The sequence below is a fragment of the Nostoc commune NIES-4072 genome (assembly GCF_003113895.1).
GTDB lineage: Bacteria > Cyanobacteriota > Cyanobacteriia > Cyanobacteriales > Nostocaceae > Nostoc > Nostoc commune.
Window position 1 is genome coordinate 5073120 of sequence record NZ_BDUD01000001.1, and the last position, 24034, is coordinate 5097153.

Below are 24034 nucleotides of genomic sequence, written 5' to 3' on the forward strand. Positions count from 1 at the left end.
TTCGATGTGACACAGTTAAAAAGCTAATAATCCTGGCAGTACGGGGTGCAATTTCCAGAATTTATGGTGTAAAGCCATAAGTATCTAGACTTGCACTTACGTAAGCCAGGTTATTTTTTAACTGGTGCAACACTTGTAGCTATTTCAAAAAAATGAAGTAATATGACAGCTAAATCAGCAATAATTAGCGCCAGAGAGCTTTTACAGTGCTTCCCTTCACTCAGCGAGGTTATTTTTTAGCATCATGAACGCGATTCAACCCTCCAGACCACCGTTACAACCTATACAAAAACGCCGGGTCATTCCTCGACCAAAACGGCATCTTCGCCAACGTTCTTACCAGGTGATGGCTCTGGAAAGCACAGCCAAAATAGCAGTTAATCTTGTGATTACAACCGTTGCAGCATCTGCTTTATCACAACTTTTGCCTTATCATTGGTCACAGCAAGAAAAGTTGCGCGAAATTAGTACTGAAGTCAAGCTGATGGAAGGACATGTCAACGGTTTGCAGGTGGAATTTAGCCGTAACTTCGATCCTCAGCAAACCAAAAGTATTATGCAAGAACAAGGATACCGATTTGATCCTAATCAGCGTCGAGTCGTGTTGATGAATCCAGATCGCCGAGAAGATGAACAAACAGAGTCATCACCCTAAGACAAATAACGAATTTGGGATTATTTAAGTTTCTTGTGATTCAGGCTACGTATAAGCCGGGTGTTAATTTATATTATTGCTAATAAATAATGGTTAATAGCTAATTTTTGAATAGCTATGTAGCTATCATCTATTAGTCATAAGCGATACAGCGTCACTATGCTCTTATTCAAAGTTTAATAATTTATTTTGAATTTTGAATCTCCCAGAAGAATTAATCTACCAATTAGGACGCTGATTTAGATAACAGCTCGTTTAGCCAATTTTCGAGTTGTAAACGTAAGCGATAACCAGTAATATCCTTACTGTTATCGAGAAAGGGCAGTTGAGTGAGGGCGCGACGATAATCAGCGATCGCACAATTCCAGTCACCCCAAAGATGGTAAGTTCTGCCGCGTTCAGCCCAGATATGACCTTCTAGTTGACCGAAAAGCAGTGCTACCTCAAAATTCTCAATTGCCTCCTCATATTGCCCCAAATCACGCCAGGTAATGCCTCGGTTAATCCACGCCCGGACATGACGAGGATTGAAATCAATCGCTTGATCGTAATCGGTAAGTGCTGCTGCTAATTCTCCACAAGCTGCGTAGTAATTTGCCCGATTATTATAAGCACTAGCCAAATAGGGATTAAGTTTGAGAGCGGTATTATAATCGTCAAGTGCTTTTTGCCTTTCACCACTTTGAAAATAAATCAGCCCCCGGTTGTTGTAATCAATGGCATTGTAGGGATGGCGGAAAATTAGTTGGCTTAAAAGTGCGATCGCCTCAGTATAATCTCCTTGTTGAGCCGATCTCAAAGCACAAGAACGTAAGGAGCGATCGCCTAAAACAGATTCGCCACTGTCATTTTTCCTCTGTGATTTGGTTATATGTGTAATATTAGTTACAAACCTACATCTGCTACTGTGCTGGTCACCATCAGTTAAAAATGAGTGAATATTCATACTTACCTTTACTAAATTCCTGCTTTGTGGAATAAAATTCTAGTTTTCGTTTGCTAGTGGTTTTACTACTATGTCTATTTTTAAAGTAATTAGGGTTACAGTAAAGCCACCCAAGAGAGAACTTAACTTAGCCGCACAAGAGAAATCTACACTCTGGATAAACAATTGATCCTCAAACCTAATCATGAATACTTCATCCTTAGAGTGAATTCCAGAAATAGCAGATATCAATCTCAAAGGCGAGTCAAGTAGTAAGAGCTACAAATTGGTAGAATGCCAACAAGCCGTTCATTCAAGAAGGAATGAGGAAGCAGGGGAAAAATAATTAATGCCCAATGCCCAATGCCCAATGCCCAATGCCCAATGCCCAATGCCCAATTCCCAATTCCCTAAATCCAATTTTTAAATTTTGAGAAATTTTCCGATGACAACCGCAATTTCCTATCCCAATGCCCCTGATTTAGCAACCGATGATTACATTGTTATCGGCTTGGCAACCTGCTTTGTCAAAGAAGATGGAGAAGTTTATCAAATCGAAGTTATAGAACCGATTCCCTCTGCGGCTTTGGAAGCGCTCTTAAAGGGCATTCCTACCTCCTATAAGCTGGCTCATGCAACAACTTTGGGATCTGTGCTGGATGGCGATTCACAAGTATTGCCAGATGGCTTCCCAGAGTCGGCTCAGTTTGGAGAAGAATTTATCCCACGGGCATTTGCAGCAGCTCGTACCTACAAGCGTCGTGAATCTGCAAAATCTTTAATTCCTTTAGGTACAAACTACAGCGAATTTAAGTATTCCATTGAGCGCAAGCGGGTATTAAATGCCGCTAGAGTTGTCACCAAAGAAGACAACGTTAAACAACATTCTCACACTCACAAAGTTCTTTAAGGAATTATGCTCAAACTTTATGGTGGCGCTCGTAGTCGAGCGTCAATTGTTCACTGGTATTTAGAGGAACTAGAAGTTCCCTACGAATTTGTCAAGCTCGATATGCAGGCGGGTGAACACCTTAAACCAGAATATTTGGCAATTAACCCAGTTGGTAAAGTTCCAGCAATTGTTGATGGGGATTTTAAACTTTGGGAATCTGGGGCAATTTTGCTGTATCTTGCCGATAAGTACAGTAAAACTCCACTTTCACTCCAAGAACGTGCTGTATTTTACCAATGGGTTTTGTTTGCTAATGCTACCCTTGGCCCAGGGATTTTTGGAGAGGAGAATCGGGAACGGGAAATGCCCCGCTTGTTGACTCCGTTAAATGAAATTTTCAGTAGGCAACCTTTTTTACTTGGTAATGAATTCACTGTTGCTGATGTGGCACTGGGGTCTATTCTGAATTATATTCCCATGATACTGAAGCTAGACCTCAGCCCCTATCCAGCAGTTTTGAACTATATGAAGCAATTATCTGATCGTCCGGCATTTCAAAGAAGTATTGGCGGACGGACTTAAAATAATTCGTAATTCGTAATTGAATTTTTAACTACGAATTACGAATCTTTTAACGGTAATTTGTAAATTGCAAAGCAACTGGATAGTCTTCTTGTTTTAGACGCTGCATGACTACTTGTAAGTCATCTTTAGATTTAGCAGAAACGCGCACAGCATCCCCTTGAATTGAAGCTTGTACCTTTTTGAATTCGTCCCGAATCAATTTGGAAATCTGTTTGGCAATTTCCTGACTAATGCCTTTTTTGAGTTTGATTTCTTGACGCACGCGATTACCACTGGCTGATTCAACTTTGCCAAAATCAAAGATTTTCTGGGATAGGTTACGCTTGGCGGCTTTTTCCCGCAGAATGGTGTGTACAGAATCTAAGGTAAACTCGCTGTCAGTACTAACATTGATGCTTTCTTCGACTAACTCGACAGTAGTTTCAGTGTCTTTGAGGTCGTAACGACCTTTGATGTCTCGGATAACTTGATCGACAGCGTTAACCAACTCTTGTCGGTCAAAGTCGCTCACAATGTCAAAAGAAAAAGTAGAAGCCATAAAACATTTTGGATTTTAGATTTTGGATTTTGGATTGGGAATTGGCGACAAGGGGAAAGACTTGTTGCAAGTTCTTCTCCTGCTCTCTCATCTCCCCACTCCTTACTTCCGACTCCCCAATTAACTACTAGTTTGGATAATGCTCAAGAAAAAGAGAGTGCCAGAGCTAAAGATGCCAATGGCAAACATGAGCGATCGCAAAAGGGGTATATTCAAAATATAAAAAATCGAGTATAGCAAACGGGCTACCACAAAGGCGATCGCAGCTAATTGGGCTGTAAAAGAATTTACACCAGTTACATAAGCCATCAATGCGGCTGCGGCAAACACCATAAATGCTTCAAAGGTGTTCTGATGTGCCCAAGTAGCTCGTTGGGCATAAGGTGGCAATTTATCAAACAGAGCGCGAGGAGTAGAAAAACTTTCATACCCAATACGCACACGGGCATAAGCTACTAGCAAAAATGGCACGTAAATTAGAACGGCAGCAGCAGCGATCGAGTACAAAAAAATTATCATTACTTATTAGTCGTTAGTTATTAGTCATCAGTCATCAGTCATCAGTCATTAGTCAAATACAAATGACGAAAGACAAATGACAAATGACTAATCAAAGTAGAAAAGCGTCACCACTTTTCTTTGTTCTTCTGCATCCTGACAAGTTTGTAACAGGGTGCGACTGTCGTGAAACGCAAAGCAGATTAGTTGCTGGCAACGGGAGACAATCTCCTTGTTGCACAAGTAACTAGCTTCAGCAAGAGACAGATTATCATTACTGGGATTTTCGACTAGATGCATTACCTGTTCTAGTTGCTGGCGTGATTCCAAAGGCTGGCGTTCCAGGCTTTGGGGTAGAATCACCGTCAACAAATTTGCATCAGCCCGGGTTGCTCCCTTGATGGCCGCTGAATTTGTACCTGTAGCACCAGAAGTAATGATTCGATTACCCGATAAAACTAGGGCATAAGTCATCATTTCAATAAGATTCTGATGCGTAATCGGCACGTGACGAGAACCCAGCAAGGCGATTCTTTTAGAACCCGTTTGCTGGATTGTCGCTAGTTCTTGCGCTAATGTATCTAGGTTAATAAGGTCTGTTGATTGGCTCAAAGATGGAGAAAATCAGATTAAACGACCCAGATATTCTACCAAACAGCGTGTAGATACGAGGAAAACTTGAATTAAACATTGTTACTAATTTTCAATTGTTTGGTTCAGTAACTCTCTTACTTGGTTACACCAGGCTAGCCAATGTGTTTCGTAACTAATGCCATTTAGGAGAGTCAAATCCAGCTATGGGGCGCAAAGAAACAGCTCGCCGTCCCTTCGGAGGTGACGGTGAGCCAGCTATACCCTTAGCAGTAATACAGCCTTCTAACTGATAACTGAGCAATGAATCTAAGACAATGCCGTTGCCGGAGTTAAACCTAATTTGGATAACAAGCGGTCAATGTCAAAATGCTCAGACATCAACTTGCGAATATACTGAACCTTTATCGGCTCGTGGACACGGACTTGACCAAAAGTGCGGTCAACAATTTCTACAGTAGTCAGGGTATCTAAGTCAACAGACAAAATGGGGATTTCTAGGTCTTCAGCGCGACTGAGAATGAACGGTGGGGGTGGTAGTTGCCCGGTGAGAATTAAACATTGGGTAGAAGTTTCCAAAGCCGCTTGCTGAATTTCCACGCGATCGCCTCCTGTTACCACTGCCATATTCCGACGTTTGCGGAAATATTTCACAGCAGAGTTGACATTCATCGCTCCAATTGCTAAACTTTCCACCAACAAATCCATGCGATCGTTGCGACAGAGAACATCAGCCTTTAACTGTTTTACCAGTTCGCCAACACTGACACTGCGGAGCAAATCGCTGTTAGGTAGCATTGCTAGCACAGGAATACCCTGCTGTTCCAAAAATGGGCGCAAAAGAGTGTCAACTGCTTCTAGTTGGGTGACAGGGATATCATTGATTACAACTCCAATCAAGCGATCGCCCACACGCCCTTTAGCAGCCAATAGCGACTCAACCGAGAGCAACGATTTATAGCGGGCTACTAACAGCACCCCAGCATCCAATACTTCAGCAATTTGCAGCAAAGACAAGTCAAACAAATTGCCTTCGGACAAATCACCAGGCCCCTCCAGTAACACCAAATCTCCTTGAGATTTATGTAAATATTGCTGTATTAAGGACTGCTGATAATCGGTTTTGTCTTCCCCTCGCAAGCGTTTTTGCACATTTAGTTCATCCAAAGCCAGCATTGTAGGTGCAACACGGTTTTCCGGCAAATTGAGGCTAAGAGCGATGAATTGGACATCTTCCTCAATCACGGTTCCACTGGACGAATTCAAACACGTACCAAGCGGTTTACCGTAGGTAATATCCAGTCCTTTTTGCTGTAGCTGATGAGACAAACCCAGAACAGTTGCAGATTTACCGCTATAAGTCTCGGTTGATCCAATCAGCAAATATTTAGGGGATTTTGGCACACATGCACTCCTAATTTCAAAAGTCAGAAGAACCCAGCTAGGTGTTTCCTAATTCTAGTTCCTTCTGGCAAAAGCCTCTCGCTCTCACAAATTAAGCTTTCCCAGAATTACCTTCTGATTAAACAAACAGGGGAGGCAGAAGAGGCTTTTGAGGAAAGAGGGTTCTTCAGTAATTCTTCTCTCAAGAACAGCTTCTCTTTCCCCTAATTGTCTGCCTTAACCAAGAAATTCCTTAACCCAACGGTATTGCACCTTGTCTCCCTCTCCCGTTGTCCTATAATCCTGAATCTGGGTCAACTAAAATAGTTGCGATCGCAGTAGATGATTTCCCCAATTCTTTTTTTACGGCAATCTAGCCAATAAACCGTAGTATTCTAACTGAGTATGAACATCTCACATATAGCTAAAAAAAGTAAGTTGCAGTAACGAAAATTACCCATAACTCAGGTAAAAAGCTTCTCTTCGGCAAGATCGGTTTTGAAAAACTGTAGTGTTTAGTGAGGAAAACCTCAATGATTATCGATCCCTCCCAGAACGACCCACGGAATACCTATCAATTACTTGTAGGTTCAGTGGTTCCTCGACCGATCGCTTGGGTGTCAACGATCGCTAGCGATGGTACGCTCAATGTTGCACCTTTCAGTTTTTTTATGGGTGTGACAGCTAACCCACCGACTCTAGCCATCTCCACAGGTCTAAAACGTGGTGTTAAAAAAGATACTTTGTTGAATGTAGAGCAGTCGGGTGAACTGGTGGTCAACATCGTTGTTGAAGAATTGGGGGAACAGATGAACACCACTAGTGGTGACTTTCCACCAAATGTAGACGAATTTCAAGTAGCAGGATTAACTCCTGTTCCCTCAAAGCGGGTGCGTCCGCCACGAGTTGCTGAATCACCGATTAATATTGAGTGTGTGCTGAAGCAAGTAGTTTACGTAGGGAATGAAGGTAGCCAATCGGGATTAATTATTGCGGAGGCGGTGCTGTGGCATATTCGGGACGATTTACTGACACCCCAAAACACTATTGATGTCGCAAAATTGCACGCGATCGGTCGCCTGTCGGGTAACTGGTATACCCGCACCCAGGATTTGTATGAAATTACTCGCCCCACTTGAAGTATAAGTTAATGCAAAAGCTAAGTTATAGATATTGAAAAATTGCTGGAAAGGCATCCTACTGGGGAGAGAGATTTTAGTGGGGCTAATTTGAGCGATAGCGATTTGACTGGTGTTAATCTCACGTGAGTTCGACGTGAGTGAATCAGATGCGATCGCCTCCGACACACTAGAAGCGAAAGCAGGTGAAAAGCATTCATAATTTTCCTCAAAAGCCCAACACCTGCATTGATTTTTCAAGCACTTCTTTGGGGCGAAATGGTTTAGTTAAATATAAATCTGCACCAACCTCTATTCCTTTTTGTTTATCAAATTCCTGTCCCTTTGCTGTCAATATCACGATGTAAATATCAGTTAATTGTAGTTCGTGTTTAACAATATGACAGACTTGCAGACCATTCATTTTAGGCATCATCACATCGAGAAAAACCAGGTTTGGTTTTTCAGTTTTAATAGTTTCGAGAGCTTCTTCTCCATTTCGAGCAGTTAGAAGTTCAACACCCTCGTCTTCTAATGCTTCTAGGGCTTGCTCCATCAAAATCAAGATATTAGGTTCATCGTCAACAATTAGAATTTTCTGGGTCATAAGATTAGGGAATGGGGATTGGGAATTGGGGATTGGGCTAAACTAATTTTTGAGCAATCCCCAGTTATAGCAATTACTGTTCAGACAGCATAATAAAAAATACATTTTCTAACTCCTTCTCAAACCGTAGGGTTTTCACCAAATCGGCTTCTTGAGAGAAGATAGAATCAATGATGATCATGTCAGGTTTGGCTGACAGAGCTTTATAAATGCATTCTTGCGGATCGGAAGCTTCAATCACGCTGTATCCTTGAGTTTGCAGTACATCTGATAGGGTTTTTAAGGCTGATGCATTTTTATCTACAACCAATACCTTTTTACTAGAAGTACCTTGGTAAAGCAGCGAGCCAATTTCGTTGAGGAGTTTTTCTGTATCAATGGGCTTAGTGAGATAGCGATCAATACCAATATGGTAGCCTCGTTCTTTGTTTTCAATAATCGACAGAATAATGATTGGAATGTCTGCGGTCTGAGGATCGTTTTTGAGGACGGCTGCCACATCGAAGCCATTAATTTGGGGCATCATCACGTCTAAAAGAATCAAATCGGGACGAGCTATTTTGATTTGATGAATTGCGTCCATGCCGTCCTTTCCTTCCCGAACATTGTAGCCTTCGTTTTCCAATTGTTGACGCAATAGTTCTCGAATGTTAGCGTCATCATCTACAACCAAAATGGTTTTACGGTTTTGGTTCCGCACAGGGTTGGTGGTGATAACGTGTTCTTTAAGTTGTTTAACTAGCGTATCCAAATTCAGATTAGCAGTGGTTTTTTGATCGCTGGTGTAGGTAGGAATGATAAATGAGAATACGCTGCCTTTACCTGGTTCACTTTCAACCCAGATTCTACCGCCGTGATGATCGACGATTTGTTTACAGATAGGCAGTCCTAACCCTGTGCCTTTGGGTTTGTCGGTGAGGGTGTCGCCAACTTGGCGGAATTTCTCGAATACTTTCGGCTGGTCTTCAGGTGCAATCCCAATGCCTGTGTCGATGACGCTGATGCAAACGCCGTCGTTTCCTTGTTTGACGCGACAGGTAACACAACCAGATTCGGTAAACTTAACGGCATTGGAAATTAGGTTAATTAAAACTTGCAGCAAACGATTGCGATCGCCTACTATCTGAGGTAGTCCAGGTTCAATCTCGCTGACCAATTGCAAACCATTGGTTTCAAATAACCCGGCGGTAGAATTAGTTGCCCAATCGAGTAATTCGCTGGGATCGAGGGGCTGCATCTGCCATTCCACCTTACCTGCTTCCATCTTGGCGATGTCCAAGACATCGTTAATCAAAGATGTCAGCCGTTCTGCTTCCGATACAATAATGTTGAGATTGTCAGCCACCCGCTTAATTGTTTTTTGAAGCTTGCGGTCTTCGGTAGAAATCATTGGGAATACATCGGTTTGCAACTTTTCTTGAATGATGGACGCAAAACCGAGGACAGAAGTCAGTGGCGTCCGCAGCTCATGAGAAACTGTTGAGATGAAGTCGGTTTTCATCTGGTCAATTTCTTTTTCTGCCGTCACATCCCGAATTAGCAGCGCCGAACCAAAGCAGGCATCGGGTTCTGAATCTGTCGTCTTTTTGAAAATGGCGGTTGCTACTGCCTGGCCAATGCGTTCTTTGGTCAGTGCAACTTCGGCAGAGAACACCTCTTTGGGATGGGACTGAGTTCGTGCAATTAGGTCTGCTAAACCAGATATCGGCAATTCTCGGTAGTGGCCGTTGAGGGCGGCAGCTGTTAATCCATGCATGGCTAAAAAAGCAGGGTTGAAGTGGGTGATTTGTCCTGCGGTGTCTGCCACTAACAAACCATCTGCTAAGTTATCCAAAATGGCATTTAATCCCTGCGCTTCTGCTAAGGTATTTTGCAGGGCAGCCGTCCGCTCGACAACTCTGGCTTCCAGTTCTTGATTTAGCTGCCGCAGAGCAATTTCTGCTTGTTTGCGAGCAGTAATATCGGTATTGATTTCTAGCATGGCGCAGGGTTGACCGGATAAATCTCGTTGCAAAGTCCAGCGACTCTGAACGGTGATCGGTCTGCCATCGCGCGTGATGTGTTCCAGTTCTCCTTCCCATGTGCCCTCCCGTAGAAACTCTGATAAAATTTCTTCTAAAGGTTTTGGAAAAGTTGATTTTAGAAATGCGTGAATGTATTGGTCTTTAACTTCCTCACGCGTCCAACCGTAAAGCCTTTCAGCACCCTGATTCCAGTGAAAAATTTTGTCGCTCATGTCGCGGACGATGATGGCATCGCTGGAATGATTCAACATATCGAATAAACGTTGATTTTCAGCTTCTGCCTGTTTGCGATCGTGAATATCAGTACAGGTACCAATCCATTCCCGAATACTGCCGTCTTCTTCCAAGACGGGGGCACCACAGACAGAGAAGTAGCGGTATGTGCCATCTTTGCCACGCAGCCGATATTCAGTTTGGTAGATACCTCGGTTTGCCACAGCAGCATTCCAAACTTCTATGGAGCTGGCACGGTCATCGGGGTGAATTGGATCGATCCAGCCCCAACCCTCAACTTCAGTTTCGCTCTGCCCCGTATAGTCCATCCAAGTGAGCATTTCACTGCTTATTCCCAGTCCTTCTGGGGTAGCTCCCCAGACGATCTGCGAAGTCGCGGTTACTAACGAGCGATATCGTTCTTTAAGACGCTGATTTTCGGCTTCTGCCAGCTTGCGCTCGTGAATATCCGTGCAGGTGCCAATCCACTCCCGGACGCTGCCATCTTCTTCTATAACGGGCGCACCCCAGACCCAAAAGTAACGATAGTTGCCATCCTTACCACGAATTCGGTATTCAATTTGATACATACTCAGGTTTGCCACGGCAGCACTCCAGACTTCTCCGGTGTAGGCGCGATCGTCGGGATGAACGGCATCAATCCAGCCCCCATTTGCGGCTTCAGCTAGACTTTGACCTGTATAGGCTATCCAGCTTGCCAGTTCAAAGCAAATTCCTTGTGGTGTGCTTACCCAGACAATTTGTGTATTAGCAGTTACTAGAGAGCGGTATCGGGCTTCACTCTGTTTCAGGATTAGTTCAGTATGTTGGCGTTCCTGCTGAATGCGTCGAAGGTCGCTGATGTCCTCCACACTAGACCAGATCAGTTGCTCCCCATTTTTCTCAATCATCAGTCCGGAGATCCTAACTGGAACCAGATGCCCGTCTTTGTGGATTAACTCCTTCTCATAGGGGCCGTAACGACCAGTTTGTTCTAGGTTCTCTAGCGTAGCTTGGTCGGCGATCGCATAGTTTTCCGGAGTAATTTGCCAATAGTTGAGATTTAGGGTTTCTGGAACAGTGCGCCCCAAAATGGCAGCATAGGCAGGGTTGATATTAATGAGTGTCCCATCTGTTCGGCATAGTACTAGTCCAACAGGACATAGTTCAAATAGCTGACTATTGTATTCATCAAGTTGGTTAAACATGGTTGAGGTTTCTTTTAATAGCCTATTTAAGTAGGGTTAGAACAACAGAACCAAGACAACAAAGTGGCGTAAAGCCTTAATGAAATTGGGTGGCGTTGGAACATCTGGTAAATTTGATCGGGTGATGCACCTTCCACATTTGGATTGTGCTGTGAGAGGCGCTGGATCAATTGAGTATGGCGAATCAATAAATCCGTTGGTTTGAGCATTGGAGTTGTTGATGGAATGAAGCCATCGGTATTAGGAGTATGGGATAATTCTGTTGTGTAAGTTGGCGAGACAGAGGCGCTATTCTGTTCTTCAGTAGCATCCACCAATGCAGAATTTAACGGAATCTGAATCCAGAATTCTGTTCCTTCACCCGGTTGAGAGCGACATTTGAGCATTCCCCTATGTTTGTCTACAACAATTTGGTAGCTGATTGCCATACCTAACCCGGTTCCCTTACCAATATCTTTCGTGGTGAAGAAAGGATCGTAAATGCGGCGAATTACCTCCTCCTTCATGCCTGGCCCGTTGTCAGCGATACGAATCACAACCCACTGTTGGTCAAGGAGTTTGGTACGAATAGTGATTTGGGGATTGGGGGTTGGAGATTGGGGGCTACTCTTGAATCCGGAATTTTCCATATCTTCTTCTAAAGCATCAATGGCATTTGCCAGGATGTTCATAAATACCTGATTCAACTGTCCGGGGTAGCATTCAATTAGAGGAAGTTTTGCATAGTCTTTAACGATTTCAATTGCCGGACGACGAACATCTGCTTTCAGGCGATGATGAAGAATCATTAAGGTTCCATCAATGCCATCGTGGATGTTCACGGCTTTCATGTCGGCTTCGTCATGACGGGAGAAATTTTTCAGAGATTGGACAATTTCTACAATGCGACTTGTGCCCAGTTTCATCGAATCTAACAGTTTGGGGAGATCCTGCATGATAAATTCTAGGTCTATGTTGTCTAACTCTGATTCCAGTTCTGGAGGAGCAACAGGTAGGAACTTTTGATACTTTTCCAACAGGTACAACAAATCTTGGGCGTATTGGGCAACATACTTTAAATTGCCGCAAATAAAGTTAACCGGGTTGTTGATTTCGTGGGCAACTCCGGCAATGAGTTGTCCAAGACTGGACATTTTTTCGCTTTGGATTAACTGAGTTTGGGCCAATTGCAACTCATGGAGAGCTTGCTGAAGCTTCTGTGTTTGGGCTTTTGCCTGGAGGGCTGCTTGAGTGCTTTGCTCGTAAAGCACAGCTTTGTCAATAGCGATCGCTGTTTGAGAAGCAAAAATACTCACAAGTTTCAGGTGTTCAGCCATGTATGAGTCAGTTTTGGAGCTTCCAATGGCGATCGCTCCCAGTACCCGCTCCTTGGCTCGTAACGGTACACAAATCATTGCACTAACGTTTTTTTGCCCCTCTAACCGAGGATCGGCTTGCACATCATTGACCAGTTCTGCGCGGTTGGATTGCACAATGTCGCCAATAATTCCCTTACCCGGTTCCGGCTGACTGTGGTCAAAAAACATTCCAAATTCGGCAATAATTTCAAACTCAGTCGCATCTGGACTCAAAAGCAGAATCATCCCCGCAGATGATTCAATTAATTGTCTCAATTCCTGAAGCACGAGTTGGGCAATTTGTCGCGTATCTAAACTTGTTGTCAGTTGAGTCGAGATATCGTCAAACAAATCAATTTCCTGGTATCGCTCTAACAATTCTTTGGCGAGTACTTTCTTCTCAGCTTCCTGCTTTGCCAAAAAGGAGAGCAAAGTCGCAAGTAAAGTTGCCTGTTCTCCCCCAACAACCCAACCGATAATTTCTCCTGACACCTCGATTGGATATCGGTTTTTTGCAGTTTGCTCCCCAATGCTAATCAGTTTTGTGCCGTCTACTAGTTCAATATCAATCGCAATGTTAAATTGGTAAATTAAGTTATGAAGTAGAGATGGCAACTCTTTTTTGTTGAGCATCTTTCTGAGGTTAACTGCGGACATGAAACACCTCATAAGTAGCAAGTTGTAAATTGGCTACCTTCAAGCCAACCAGGTTATTAATTTTATCTGCTACCTCTGGGGCTAAGTTTCCACACACAGGCATGTTCTTAGTTTTTACCAGTTGCGATCGTGCGGCCTCTCCTATAGAAAAGTAGCCTAAACTGTATTGCAACCCTCTGCCTTCTGCCTCCTGCCCCCTGCTCACTTCACCGTAGCTATCCATACCCCTTCGGATAAGGAAGCTACCCCCAGCATCTCCGAAAAAGAGAGAAATTGTCATAAAAATCTAGGGATATAATAATTTACTAATTAAGACTAGTTTTCCCAAAAAAATGGGCGATATAACAACAAAGTTGAGCATTAAGAAATATATTTAAATGCCGTAACAGAGGCGTCCTTCCGTCTACGTAAATCGCTTAATTTTTGATCAGTTGTAAAAAAACTATAAATAAAGCTTTCACAATTCTATAAAGGCATAGATTAAAAGCTATGGTCAATTGGTATCCCTTGTTGCGACTACTTGTAAATTGGGAATCAGCTTTTCTGAGGCTGGAATAATCTTCTGTCTGGCAAAAAATAACTAGTCTACAAAAAAAGGCTGCGATACCTTCGGTAAGCTTCGCTAACGCAGCCTTTTTTGCTAATTTTAAAAAGTATTTAGGTAAGCGCAAGCTTCAGTTAGATCCGAGAGTAGCGAAAACGAAGTCTGAGTAGCCGAAGCCAGCGTAACCACATTTGTGCAGGTTGTTCAAAGAACGTGAAAATATCACCGAAACCCAAATTAGTTTTGTGATGGTGCAACCAGTGTCTTTCAGGAGTAGTAATAAATAGAATTTGGCATAAAATATTGACAGGCTTTGAAGTTTGCCAACCTAGTACACTTATGTGTCTCCACCATACATGAAACTGACCAAGCAGTAATCCAGAGATAACGCCGATGGGAGAGAAAGACCACAAGACTACTGCTATAAGTACATAAGGCAAAGCTCCTAAGATACCATCTAAAAGAACTTGGGGATTAAAAGTCAAAATAGCGTAGTGGCGAAAGTCCTTCTTCCAGGAGTGGTGCGTTTTTAAATGTAGGCTACCAAAAACGTGCTCGGGTACGTGGTACAAGAATGTAGATAAAAAATCGCCAAAAAACAGTAATAACCAAGCAACAGCGATAGCCTCAAGCATTTGTACTCCTCAAGTAAGTTAAGAAAACTCCACAGAAAATATGCAAATTTTATGCTGTAGACGTAGACACCTGATTTTCTATGATGCTTGCATCATCTATGCATTTCATGGGTCTACACTCTAGTTAATTTGACTCAGAGTATATGTAATTGGGTTTGCAGTTTCATGAATCTACAATCCTTAATGCAGTAAACAGAAACTTGTAAGAACCTCCAATTTGGCTTTTAACTCTGGATTAATGGTAGTAATACATCCAAATCACGATAGAAATACTGTATTTTACCATAGTTACTACATAATCTTCTTACTAAGACATAGAGCGTAAGCAAAGGTTAAGTTAAAATTAGTACAAATTTAGGTTAAGGCGTTCTTCAGTATTATTAATACTAAGCTGATTGCAATTAAGTTTTAATTAAAAATTTAATTAGAACAATATAAATAAGCATTCTGCTAAGGTAGCCTGGGTTATCAAGGGGAGGAAAGCTACTTGATAATTAAATTAAGAAGCGACAAAATCTGGAGCATCTAGAATTAACTAGATGCCATAATATAAGAATCGTACTTGATTTTTGAAATTATCTACGTGGGCAGGGAGTAGGGAGTAGGGAATAAGAAATTAGGCTTTTCGATCTGTAGTGGGCTATGGGGGAGTGCCTAAACTTAAACTTTCTGCCCTAGTTTTGGACTTACCTCCCCTCCTACAGCAAGTATCCTTATTCTGTCGTAACTTTCGTCAGAAAATAATTTATCATTCGTGAGAGGTTAAGCTCGAATAGCATTTGTCAATAAGCACTCTTTACTTAAAATAGTGTTGAAATCGGGGTCGGAAACACAATTTTTGAGCAGGCGATGCCTACGGCGGGCTACGCCTACGCTTAATCTTGATACATATCATTCATTCTTGCCGCATAAGTTCAGTACAAAAGTTAACTTCATACCTGTGTTTATCCTAAATTTTCAGCATAATTTCTAATTGACAAAAGTAAAATTATCTTAACCTCTCACTGATGAGCATGGGGTGATTTCGCTCAATTTGGAACGAGTTTTCAATCCTTTCAACCGCCTATTCATCCCGCATTTATGCAACGCCAGTCTAATCGGGGCTTTTCAGATTTGGCATGAAAAGTCAGGTCAAGACAATGCTTGAATAAGTTCCCGAATTACATCTATTGCTGGTCTGCCTGTATGTTCACAATACTTTTCAAGGTTCTGGGCTTCATCTGATGTCAAGTTTAAGGTAATTCGCTTAAGCGCCCTTTTTTTACTGGAGGTTGCGAAACGGGAAAATTTAAGTGCAGCAGTTTTATTCATTGATTGATAGGCTAGATATATACAAACTTTATTTATCAAGCTTGCCAATTCCGAAATATCTTTACCAGTGAAAATCAGGATTTTTAGATTGAACTTAAGCTTTGCATCGCAAGTCTATTACTGAAGAATTAAGGTATTAAATAACTAACAGCACACGGAATGAATCTGCCATTACCCAAGTCCAAGAAGCTTTCGGCTGAAGAGATGATGTCAGCAATGTCCTACAAGCCAGATTGTCTGTTGAGCAAGCGGTGTTGAATTACTGAGACGAGTGGATTGCCAAAAGTGGCTTTCATCAGTGAATATTTTGGTAATATACCTGTTTTAAATTCTCTGCAACATAACATTATTAGTTTGTTATAGCTATTACCTCATATCTATAGCAACCTAGTAGATAATTCCTTTTAATCAAAGGTAATTACATCAACAGTGAGTTAATACATGACTTTACACAATTGGAGACGCAAGCGTGGCGTTGCACTTACTAACAAGGGGTTACAAAAAATTAAGGAAGCAAAGCATCAATCAGAAGCAAGAGAAAATTTTGGAAACAGGTATACTCTTGAAGAAATGAGTGCGCGATCGGGGTTATATTCCGCTACCATCTCGAAAGTATTGAATCGGGAAGGAGGAGTTGATAAACAGACTATTGAGAGGCTTTTTTCAGCTTTTAAGTTAAAAATAGATAAAGGCGACTATTCAAGCTCAAATACTCGTCTAGATTGGGGAGAAGCTATCTTTAACTCAGTTTTTTATGGACGTACAGAAGAACTTAATACCCTAGAGCAATGGATTCTTAATGAACAGTGTCAATTAGTTGCATTATTAGGGATAGGAGGCATTGGTAAAACAACCCTGTCTGTAAAATTTGCTCAACAGATTCAGGAAAACTTTGAGTATGTAATCTGGCGATCGCTACGAGAAGCACCACCTGCTAAAATTATTCTAGGTAACTTAATCCAATTTTTATCTGACGAGCAGGAAACGGAAGCAAACTTACCAGAAAGCTTTAGCGAGAGAGTATCACGACTACTCTATTATTTACAAAATCATCGTTGTTTGATAATACTTGATAATGCAGAGTCAATTCTCCGCAGTGGTAGCCGCGCCGGACTTTATCGAGAAGGATATGAGGAATATAGTGAGCTTTTAAGACGCGTGGGAGAAGCAACTCACCAAAGCTGCTTAGTGCTGACTAGTCGGGAAAAACCCAGAGAAGTGGCATTCCTAGAAGGACAAGCATTAGCTGTTCGCTCATTACCATTGAGTGGCTTAAAGGTGGCAGAAGGGCAAGAAATCTTAAAGCTCAAGGGACTATCGGCGGCCGAGGATGAATGGAAAGTAATGATTGAACGCTATGCAGGCAATCCATTAGCCTTGAAGATAGTTGCCACGACCATTCAAGATGTTTTTGATGGTAATGTTACTGGATTTTTGCAACAAGACACATCTGTTTTTGGCGACATTCGTGATATTTTAGAGCAGCAATTTGAACGCTTGTCAGATTTAGAAAAAGATATCATGTACTGGCTAGCGATTAATCGTGAGTCGATTACACTCTCAGAACTGCGAGATGATATGATATCACCAGTACCACAAGCGAAATTACTAGAAGCTGTAGAATCTTTAGGAAGGCGATCGCTAATCGAGAAAGCTACGCCTACGCTCATTGAAAAAACTGGATCGCTTTTTACTCTCCAGCCTGTGGTCATGGAGTACGTGACTAGTAGCTTGATAGAACTCGTATGTGAGGAGATTATCACTCAGAATATTGATGTATTCACGAGCAAAGCTTTGATAAAAGCGACAGCAAAAGAATATGTTAGGGATACTCAAATTCGCCTCATCATCAAACCAGTTATAAATGGGTTGCTTACTGTCTTTAGAAGTAAAAAAAACCTAGAAAATCACTTAGCTCAAATTTTAGCAACCCTACGAGATATATCCCCTCTAGAACAAAGTTATACGGCAGGAAATGTCTTTAACCTGCTTTGTCATTTAGAAATTGATCTTAGCGGTTATGATTTTTCTTATCTAACTATTTGGCAAGCCGACCTGCAAAACGTTAAGTTATACAATGCAAATTTTGCTCACGCCCATCTAGCTAAGTGCGTTTTTGTTGAAACTTTTGGTGGTATTTTTTCAGTAGCTTTCAGCCCTAATGGTAAACTTTTAGCTACTGGTGATACCAATGGAGAAATTCGCTTGTACGAAGTTGCAAATAGTCAGCAACTTCTGAGTTGTAATGGTCATGGTGGTTGGGTTTGGTCAGTCTCCTTTAGTCCCGACGGTCAGGTTCTTGCTAGTGGCAGCAATGACCAAACAATAAAGCTGTGGGATACCAATAATGGTCAGTGTATCAAAACTTTAGAGGGTCATAGTGGTGGAGTTCGTTCAGTCACTTTTAGTCCCGACAGTCAGGTTATTGCTAGTGGCAGTGATGACCAAACAGTGAAGCTATGGAATACCACTACAGGCAAGTGTCTAAAAACTTTACAAGAAGTTGGTTGTAGTGTATGGTCTGTTGCCTTCAGTCCAAAAAATTACATCTTGGCAAGTGGAAATGATGACTATACAGTAAGGCTGTGGGATATTAACAGCAGTTCATGTATTCACACCTTAGAGGGTCATACTCAGCGAGTATACTCAGTCACTTTCAGCCCTGACGGTAATACACTAGCTAGTGGGAGCCATGACCAAACAGTGAAACTTTGGGACACCAGTACTGCTCAATGTTTTAAAACTTTGCAGGGGCATACTGACTTAGTACATTCAGTTACCTTTAGTGTAGATGGTAATGCTCTTGTTAGTTGCGGTGATGACCAAACAGTTAAGGTATGGGATTTCGCTACTGGTGAATGCCTTAAAACTCTACAAGGACATAGAAGTAGGGTATGGTCTTTAGCAATATGTATAAATCAAAATGTTTGTGCTAGTTGCAGTGATGACCAAACAGTAAAGTTATGGGATATCAACACTGGTCAATGCATTAAGACTTTCCAGACTTATAATAATGGGATATGGTCAGTTGCTATCAGTTCAAACGATAACATCCTTGCCAGTGGCAGTAATGACCAAACAGTGACATTGTGGGATGCTATTACTGGGAGTTGTCTCAAAATCTTGCGAGGACATGCTAGGAGAGTCACATCAGTTGTGTTTAGTCCTGATTCTCACTTACTTGCTAGTGGCAGTGAAGACCGAAGCGTAAGGTTATGGGATCTGAGTACTGGTAAATGTCTTAAAATCTTGAGAGGACATACTAATCGAGTTACATCAGTTACTTTTAGTGCCGACAACCATTTTCTTGCCAGTGGTAGCGATGACCAAACAATAAGAGTATGGGATATCAGCACTGGTCAATGCCTTAATACCTTACGAGAACATAATGGTAGAACATGGTCAGTCACCTTCAGTTCTGACAGTCATACATTAGCTAGTGGTAGTCATGACCGAACAGTGAAACTTTGGGATGTTCGCATTGGCAGATGCCTTCAGACTCTACAGGGTCATGCTGATTGGATATATTCAGTCAGCTTCAATACGGATGCTTGCACCATAGCTAGTGGCAGTGGTGACCAAACGATAAAACTCTGGGATGTCAGCACTGGTAAGTGTCTCAGAACTTTACGAGGGCATACAAATACTGTATATTCAGTTGCTTTCAGTTTGGATGGTCGCATACTAGCAAGTGGTAGTGGCGACCAAACAGTGAAGCTTTGGGATGTTGACACAGGTAGCTGCTTAAGAACTTTATCAGGACATACTAGGTGGGTTTGGTCAGTGTGCTTTAGTCCAGATGGCCAAACTGTGGTCAGTTGCAGTGAAGATGAGACAATTAAGATTTGGTATGTAGAAACAGGTGAATGCTTGAAAACTTTGAAAAGCAAAAGCCCTTATGAGGAAATGAATATCACTAGTATAACTGGGTTAACTGAGTCTCAGAAGGATACTTTAAAAGCTTTAGGAGCAGTTGAGTATTAATTGAAGAAAAGAATTCAGAAGTCAGAATCAGGGCGCTCGTAAGCGTTGTGTTAGCGACGTAAGAGCATCAGACTCGCTACCGCAACTCTTGTAGAGGCTCCGCCAACACGAATGAATGCTATCAGTTGGGAATTTTGCGTTTCAGTAGCGAAACTGCACCTAAAACGCTGTATGCTAATATCCCTAATGCAGCAGATGGTTCAGGTACTGATGCTAGGTTAAGTGCTGAGAAAGCTAATTCTCCAATTAGTTTATGAGTTTTAGTTGTAGGATGAACTTCGTCCCAAAACACAAATTTTTCAGGATTACATAAAACTTGTTGTGTAGGAACATCTATGGGGACTACTGATAAGTCTTTACTGATACAAGAGTTGGTCACGTTTGTAAAACCGAATTCATCTGGAGCAGCAATAATCCTATCAAATAGGGAATTAACATTCAGTTCTATAATGTTGATATCGGGATCTAATTGTTGCCTCAAAGATTTGAGTGTCGTGTTTAAGCTAGAGTTATGTGTGCTGCTGAATGTGTTGAATAAGTTGGAACGTTGACTATCGAAATTTGCAAAAGGCAATTTTCCCAAATCTGGCAAGTTGACCACCATGATATCTCTAGCGCCATCAGCAACAAGCGATGTCAATGCTGCTGATAAATTTCCCACTGTATTGGTAGGGTTGGGAACACCACCGAAAAAGTAACTTAAGTAGTCATTAGTACCAGCCCAAATAATATATAGAGCATTAGGATCGGCTGTTTGTGCTGATACAAAACTATTTATTTCTTGCTGTAATCCTGGTAAGCTAGGTAAACCAATATTCTCAGTTCCTGTCGTCGCACCACCAAAAGCAAAGTTATTTTTCAGATTTAATGTTAATCCTAAATCAGAGGCAAGATAATCAACCCAAATTGGGCCATTAGAAAAACGTCCATTATAGTAGGTTGGACTTGGAGGAATAACTCCGTTAGTGGCATTCAATACATTACCACTATCAGAAAAACTGTCTCCAAAGACGTAAATATTGTCATAATCCTTTGCTAATACTTTCAGTGGAAATATCAAAGATAATAGCAAAAATCCTGTTGTTATAATTTGTCTTTGCACAGTTAATTCCTTAATCTGGTTTCAACTTTGTAAAGAAGTCCTTAAAGAGGAACTTCGCTCGAATGTTTAGAGCTTTCTTTTGCTGATTTAGAGCTTTCAAGAGGGTCAGGACTTAGCGCTACATTACCCCAGCGCATAACGTTCGCAGAAATAGCACCGGCTGCTCCGAAGCCATAGACGAGAACTAGGTCATTTTCGCGAATCTTGCCCAATTTTGCAGCATAGTACATATTGGCGACAGTAAGCACTGGCCCAATGTTTGCATATTGAGAATAGAGATCAATCGTCCGTTCTGGATCAATGCCCAGTACGCGTATGCAGAAGCTAGCAAACCAAGCTGTAGATGTATTGAAAATAAAAAAGTCAATTTGCTCGAGTGTTACACCGGCTGCGGCGATCGCACCCTCACAGCATGTACGGAGAAACCCCACGGCTGTTGAGCGAGTTACCTTGTTGGCTTCCTTGCATAGCTTCATGCGAAGCCGTGGATTGCCTTGCGCGTCCGTCGTAAGTTGAGGAAAAACTACATTACACAACTCACCAGCATGAATGGTCTTTGTGCCAAGAATTCCCTGATTCGATTCTAATGAACCAACCACGAAAGCTCCGGCACCATCACTAAGAAACCATGACATGGTATCATCTTCGTCAAAAAAGCGAGAGTATGTGCATGAGATAACTACCAAGACGTTGCGGTACTCTCCTGCTCGTACCAAGGCACAGGCGGTTTGAAGCGCAATTGGTGTGCTGCCACATGTTGCATCAAGATTCCATGCAGCACCCTCCAGACTAAGTTTATGGGCAAGGAAAGCTGCATTGCCTAGCCCGATTTTTTCGGGCCATACAGAAGCGACAATCATCAGATCAACGTCTTTAACAGAAAGTTTAGCCGCTTCGAGGGCATCTCTTGCAGCACGCTCCTCTAACGTCAGTGATGATTCGCCAGTACCAAGTACCCATCGCTCAACAGTACCACGAAATGGATCTGACAGATATGGCATCATTTCTAGGTCAAACTCGTTGCTAGGGGTGGAGCCTGCGAGCGAAAACATCCTCGCCAAACTTTTCTGCTCTGCCTGAGCAATTAACTCAGGGTATTTTTGTCTGTAGTAATCATTAGTACGTCTAATGCTGGGAAAGCTGACTGCGATCGCCCGAATACCTACTGGGTAATCCACCATAACTAATCTCCTCTGAGTAATTATTCGTAGCGCCTTGTGAAATTAGACTGTCGAGACGGCTTCTTATTGGTGCAGGGCAGGCAGGTTCGATGATTACATCAACAACAAACGGATCGGGCGATGCCATAGCTTTTTCTAGCGCCCCTTGAATGTCGTACTCGCTTTGAACACGGATACCATCAGCTCCCATCCCCTGAGCAATCTTGACGAAATCCACTTGGGGAATAGTTGCATCCACGCTGTTGAAGCCCTGATACGTCATTCCCTGTTCGCACATATTGTAGCGACCGTCGTTGAGTACAATCCAGACGGCGGGAATTTGGAATCCTACCGCAGTGTTTACCTCGCTGTTCATGAGCATAGCACCATCCCCGACAATAGCAACTGCCTTGCTATTCCGTGCTAAGGCAGCACCCACGACACCAGTCACAAAGTGTCCCATAGACCCAAAGCCAGTGCTGATTCGGAAACGATACGGTTTGGTAAATTGCAGCAGGTGAATTGCCCAAACCAACGAGTTACCCACTTCGGTCATGATAACTGCATTGCTCTGTTCAACAATCACCTGTTGAATCATATTCATAAGCACATCTGGCCGCACTTTACCCTCAGCACGCGGATGGATTATATCGCGCTTATACCTCAGCAGTGAGGTAAATGTAGAAGTACTAGAGCGCTCAGGAAAGTACTTCAGTAATGCCTTGACAAACACTCCCACATCGGACTGGATGGCGAATGTTTTGACAAATGGATATGCGGTTCCTGGTACTTTTGGGTCTATGTCAACATGCAAAAAGCCGCGCCTGGAAATCATCTCAGGGTTCCAAAACGATGTCAGTTCACCAAGCCGTGTTCCTAGTACGAGTATGTGCCAAGGACGCTGCTCCTGCATATACGTCAAAACTGACTCATGTCCGCCAAAGCCGGTGACACCTACGAACTGAGGATGGTTTTCTGGAAAGATGCCCTTACCCCGTGGTGAACACATTACAGCAGCACCAGTTCTCTCAGCAAGCTGGCGAATCTCTTTTGCAGCACCTCGTGCCCCGAAACCGACCCAGATTGCAAACGGCCCCTCACACAGTAACTGAACACTTTTTGCGATTGTTTCCTCAGTTGCTGTTACTATACCGTGAGACAGAGTTACGCGTGGCAATGATGTCTTTAATGAACTTGTCTGGATATTTGTAGGAATACTTATATGAGCTACGAATCCCTCTGGTTGTCCTAGTCCAAGAGCAAGCCTTCGAGAAACCTCTGGGAGTTCATCGCTGGATTCAAGAGTGGTTGCATAATGGAATATTTGCCCAGAAGTAAAAATCCCGGCGCTAGGCATTGTGTAGGTGCTAGTTTCTTGGCAAGCCCACCGGCCACGCTGTGGTGCTGAGGTCGAAGCTGACACGAAAATGACCTTAGCGCCCTCCCAACGGGCAGCTAACAGCCCTGTTAAAGCGTTGGTGATCCCCGGCCCTGTGGTAGTGAATACCACAACCGGGCGATCGCTAGCAAAATGCGCCTCAATGGCTGCAAAAGCTGCTCCGGCTTCGTGGCGAAAGTGTAACACCTCGATGGGACTTTGATGTAACGCAGCCCACATTGGACCGATCGCGCCTCCCGAAACACCAAAGGCATACTGCACTCCCATATCTTGCAGTATTTTTACCACTGCCTCTGCTACTGAAAAAGGCCTGGATGGCTTGCTATGAGATTGCTGTTCGGTTGAGTTTGATTCTTTACTGTTATTTGCTTTTGTATCTTGAAATCTGACATCCATAGAAAATACAAGAAAATATACTTAGGAATAATTTCCTTTGTGAGATAATATTATCCCACACCCAAAGTAATCAGCGTGAATATTTGTCGTTTAAATCAGGCAGCAAGCAGCTATGCTGAAGGTAAGAGGCAAGAGGATTTTAGCCTACTTCATAATAGAGTTTAGTTTGGTTGTGCCAATCGACTTGCTTATCTTTACACAGTTTAGTCTTTTGTTGTCTACTTACTTGAACTCTGCTTTGATCAATAAATGTTTAGAAAGTTTAAGAGTTG

At 42.5% G+C, this 24034-nt stretch carries 19 protein-coding genes; 5 read left to right on the forward strand and 14 right to left on the reverse strand.

What is annotated here, in order from left to right; all coding sequences use genetic code 11:
* Positions 1-244: 244 nt before the first annotated feature.
* Positions 245-655 carry a slr1601 family putative cell division protein gene (locus CDC33_RS22585; RefSeq protein ID WP_109010808.1) on the forward strand — a complete coding sequence of 137 codons (411 nt, stop codon included), beginning with the start codon at positions 245-247 and terminating at the stop codon, positions 653-655.
* Positions 656-881: 226 nt separating this feature from the next.
* On the opposite strand, the gene CDC33_RS22590 is transcribed toward CDC33_RS22585, so the two are convergent.
* Positions 882-1601: a tetratricopeptide repeat protein gene (locus tag CDC33_RS22590; protein ID WP_109010809.1), complete on the reverse strand. Its 720-nt coding sequence runs from the start codon at positions 1599-1601 to the stop codon at positions 882-884.
* 424 nt (positions 1602-2025) lie between these two features.
* On the opposite strand from CDC33_RS22590, the gene CDC33_RS22595 reads away from it, so the two are divergent.
* A complete protein-coding gene (locus tag CDC33_RS22595) occupies positions 2026-2490 on the forward strand; it encodes a hypothetical protein (RefSeq protein ID WP_109010810.1) in 465 nt (154 codons plus the stop codon).
* A 6-nt stretch (positions 2491-2496) separates the two neighbouring features.
* Positions 2497-3054 carry a glutathione S-transferase family protein gene (locus CDC33_RS22600; RefSeq protein ID WP_109010811.1) on the forward strand — a complete coding sequence of 186 codons (558 nt, stop codon included), beginning with the start codon at positions 2497-2499 and terminating at the stop codon, positions 3052-3054.
* A 49-nt stretch (positions 3055-3103) separates the two neighbouring features.
* Here CDC33_RS22600 and CDC33_RS22605 read toward each other — a convergent pair whose 3' ends face one another.
* The 5 genes from CDC33_RS22605 to CDC33_RS22630 form a co-directional block, all read right to left on the reverse strand.
* Positions 3104-3595, reverse strand: coding sequence for a YajQ family cyclic di-GMP-binding protein (locus CDC33_RS22605; protein ID WP_012411046.1), 492 nt, complete (start codon positions 3593-3595; stop codon positions 3104-3106).
* A gap of 120 nt (positions 3596-3715) precedes the next feature.
* The gene (locus CDC33_RS22610) at positions 3716-4114 is read right to left on the reverse strand and encodes an MAPEG family protein (protein WP_109010812.1); all 399 of its coding nucleotides are present in this window, start codon (positions 4112-4114) and stop codon (positions 3716-3718) included.
* Positions 4115-4201: 87 nt separating this feature from the next.
* Positions 4202-4705 (reverse strand): hypothetical protein, encoded by a 504-nt coding sequence (locus CDC33_RS22615; protein WP_041565591.1) that lies wholly within the window; start codon positions 4703-4705, stop codon positions 4202-4204.
* A gap of 84 nt (positions 4706-4789) precedes the next feature.
* On the reverse strand, positions 4790-4882 hold the full coding sequence (locus tag CDC33_RS41715; protein ID WP_369694339.1) for a hypothetical protein: 93 nt from the start codon (positions 4880-4882) through the stop codon (positions 4790-4792).
* Positions 4883-4993: 111 nt separating this feature from the next.
* Positions 4994-6088 carry a phosphotransacetylase family protein gene (locus CDC33_RS22630; RefSeq protein WP_109010813.1) on the reverse strand — a complete coding sequence of 365 codons (1095 nt, stop codon included), beginning with the start codon at positions 6086-6088 and terminating at the stop codon, positions 4994-4996.
* A 512-nt stretch (positions 6089-6600) separates the two neighbouring features.
* Between CDC33_RS22630 and CDC33_RS22635 the strand changes: the two genes are divergently transcribed.
* Positions 6601-7206 (forward strand): flavin reductase family protein, encoded by a 606-nt coding sequence (locus CDC33_RS22635; RefSeq protein WP_109010814.1) that lies wholly within the window; start codon positions 6601-6603, stop codon positions 7204-7206.
* Between the two features lie 208 nt (positions 7207-7414).
* Here the strand turns inward: CDC33_RS22635 and CDC33_RS22645 are convergent, their stop codons facing one another.
* From CDC33_RS22645 to CDC33_RS22670, 5 genes are all read right to left on the reverse strand, one after another.
* Positions 7415-7792 carry a response regulator transcription factor gene (locus CDC33_RS22645; RefSeq protein ID WP_109010816.1) on the reverse strand — a complete coding sequence of 126 codons (378 nt, stop codon included), beginning with the start codon at positions 7790-7792 and terminating at the stop codon, positions 7415-7417.
* Positions 7793-7865: 73 nt separating this feature from the next.
* On the reverse strand, positions 7866-11237 hold the full coding sequence (locus CDC33_RS22650) for a PAS domain S-box protein (RefSeq protein WP_109010817.1): 3372 nt from the start codon (positions 11235-11237) through the stop codon (positions 7866-7868).
* A 26-nt stretch (positions 11238-11263) separates the two neighbouring features.
* On the reverse strand, positions 11264-13231 hold the full coding sequence (locus CDC33_RS22655) for a GAF domain-containing sensor histidine kinase (RefSeq protein WP_109010818.1): 1968 nt from the start codon (positions 13229-13231) through the stop codon (positions 11264-11266).
* A complete protein-coding gene (locus CDC33_RS22660; protein WP_146195848.1) occupies positions 13218-13511 on the reverse strand; it encodes a hypothetical protein in 294 nt (97 codons plus the stop codon). Before CDC33_RS22660 ends, CDC33_RS22655 begins: the two co-directional genes overlap by 14 nt.
* Before the next feature lie 398 nt (positions 13512-13909).
* The gene (locus tag CDC33_RS22670; protein WP_109010821.1) at positions 13910-14410 is read right to left on the reverse strand and encodes a sterol desaturase family protein; all 501 of its coding nucleotides are present in this window, start codon (positions 14408-14410) and stop codon (positions 13910-13912) included.
* Positions 14411-16162: 1752 nt separating this feature from the next.
* On the opposite strand from CDC33_RS22670, the gene CDC33_RS22680 reads away from it, so the two are divergent.
* Positions 16163-19705, forward strand: coding sequence for a WD40 domain-containing protein (locus CDC33_RS22680; RefSeq protein WP_109010823.1), 3543 nt, complete (start codon positions 16163-16165; stop codon positions 19703-19705).
* 121 nt (positions 19706-19826) lie between these two features.
* Here CDC33_RS22680 and CDC33_RS22685 read toward each other — a convergent pair whose 3' ends face one another.
* Genes CDC33_RS22685 through CDC33_RS22695 form a run of 3 tightly spaced genes read right to left on the reverse strand, consistent with a single transcriptional unit; the run spans position 19827 to position 23762 of the window.
* The gene (locus tag CDC33_RS22685; protein ID WP_109010824.1) at positions 19827-20807 is read right to left on the reverse strand and encodes an SGNH/GDSL hydrolase family protein; all 981 of its coding nucleotides are present in this window, start codon (positions 20805-20807) and stop codon (positions 19827-19829) included.
* A gap of 41 nt (positions 20808-20848) precedes the next feature.
* Positions 20849-21988 carry a 3-oxoacyl-ACP synthase III family protein gene (locus tag CDC33_RS22690; RefSeq protein WP_109010825.1) on the reverse strand — a complete coding sequence of 380 codons (1140 nt, stop codon included), beginning with the start codon at positions 21986-21988 and terminating at the stop codon, positions 20849-20851.
* The gene (locus CDC33_RS22695; protein ID WP_109010826.1) at positions 21933-23762 is read right to left on the reverse strand and encodes a ScyA-related TPP-binding enzyme; all 1830 of its coding nucleotides are present in this window, start codon (positions 23760-23762) and stop codon (positions 21933-21935) included. Before CDC33_RS22695 ends, CDC33_RS22690 begins: the two co-directional genes overlap by 56 nt.
* Positions 23763-24034: the final 272 nt, after the last annotated feature.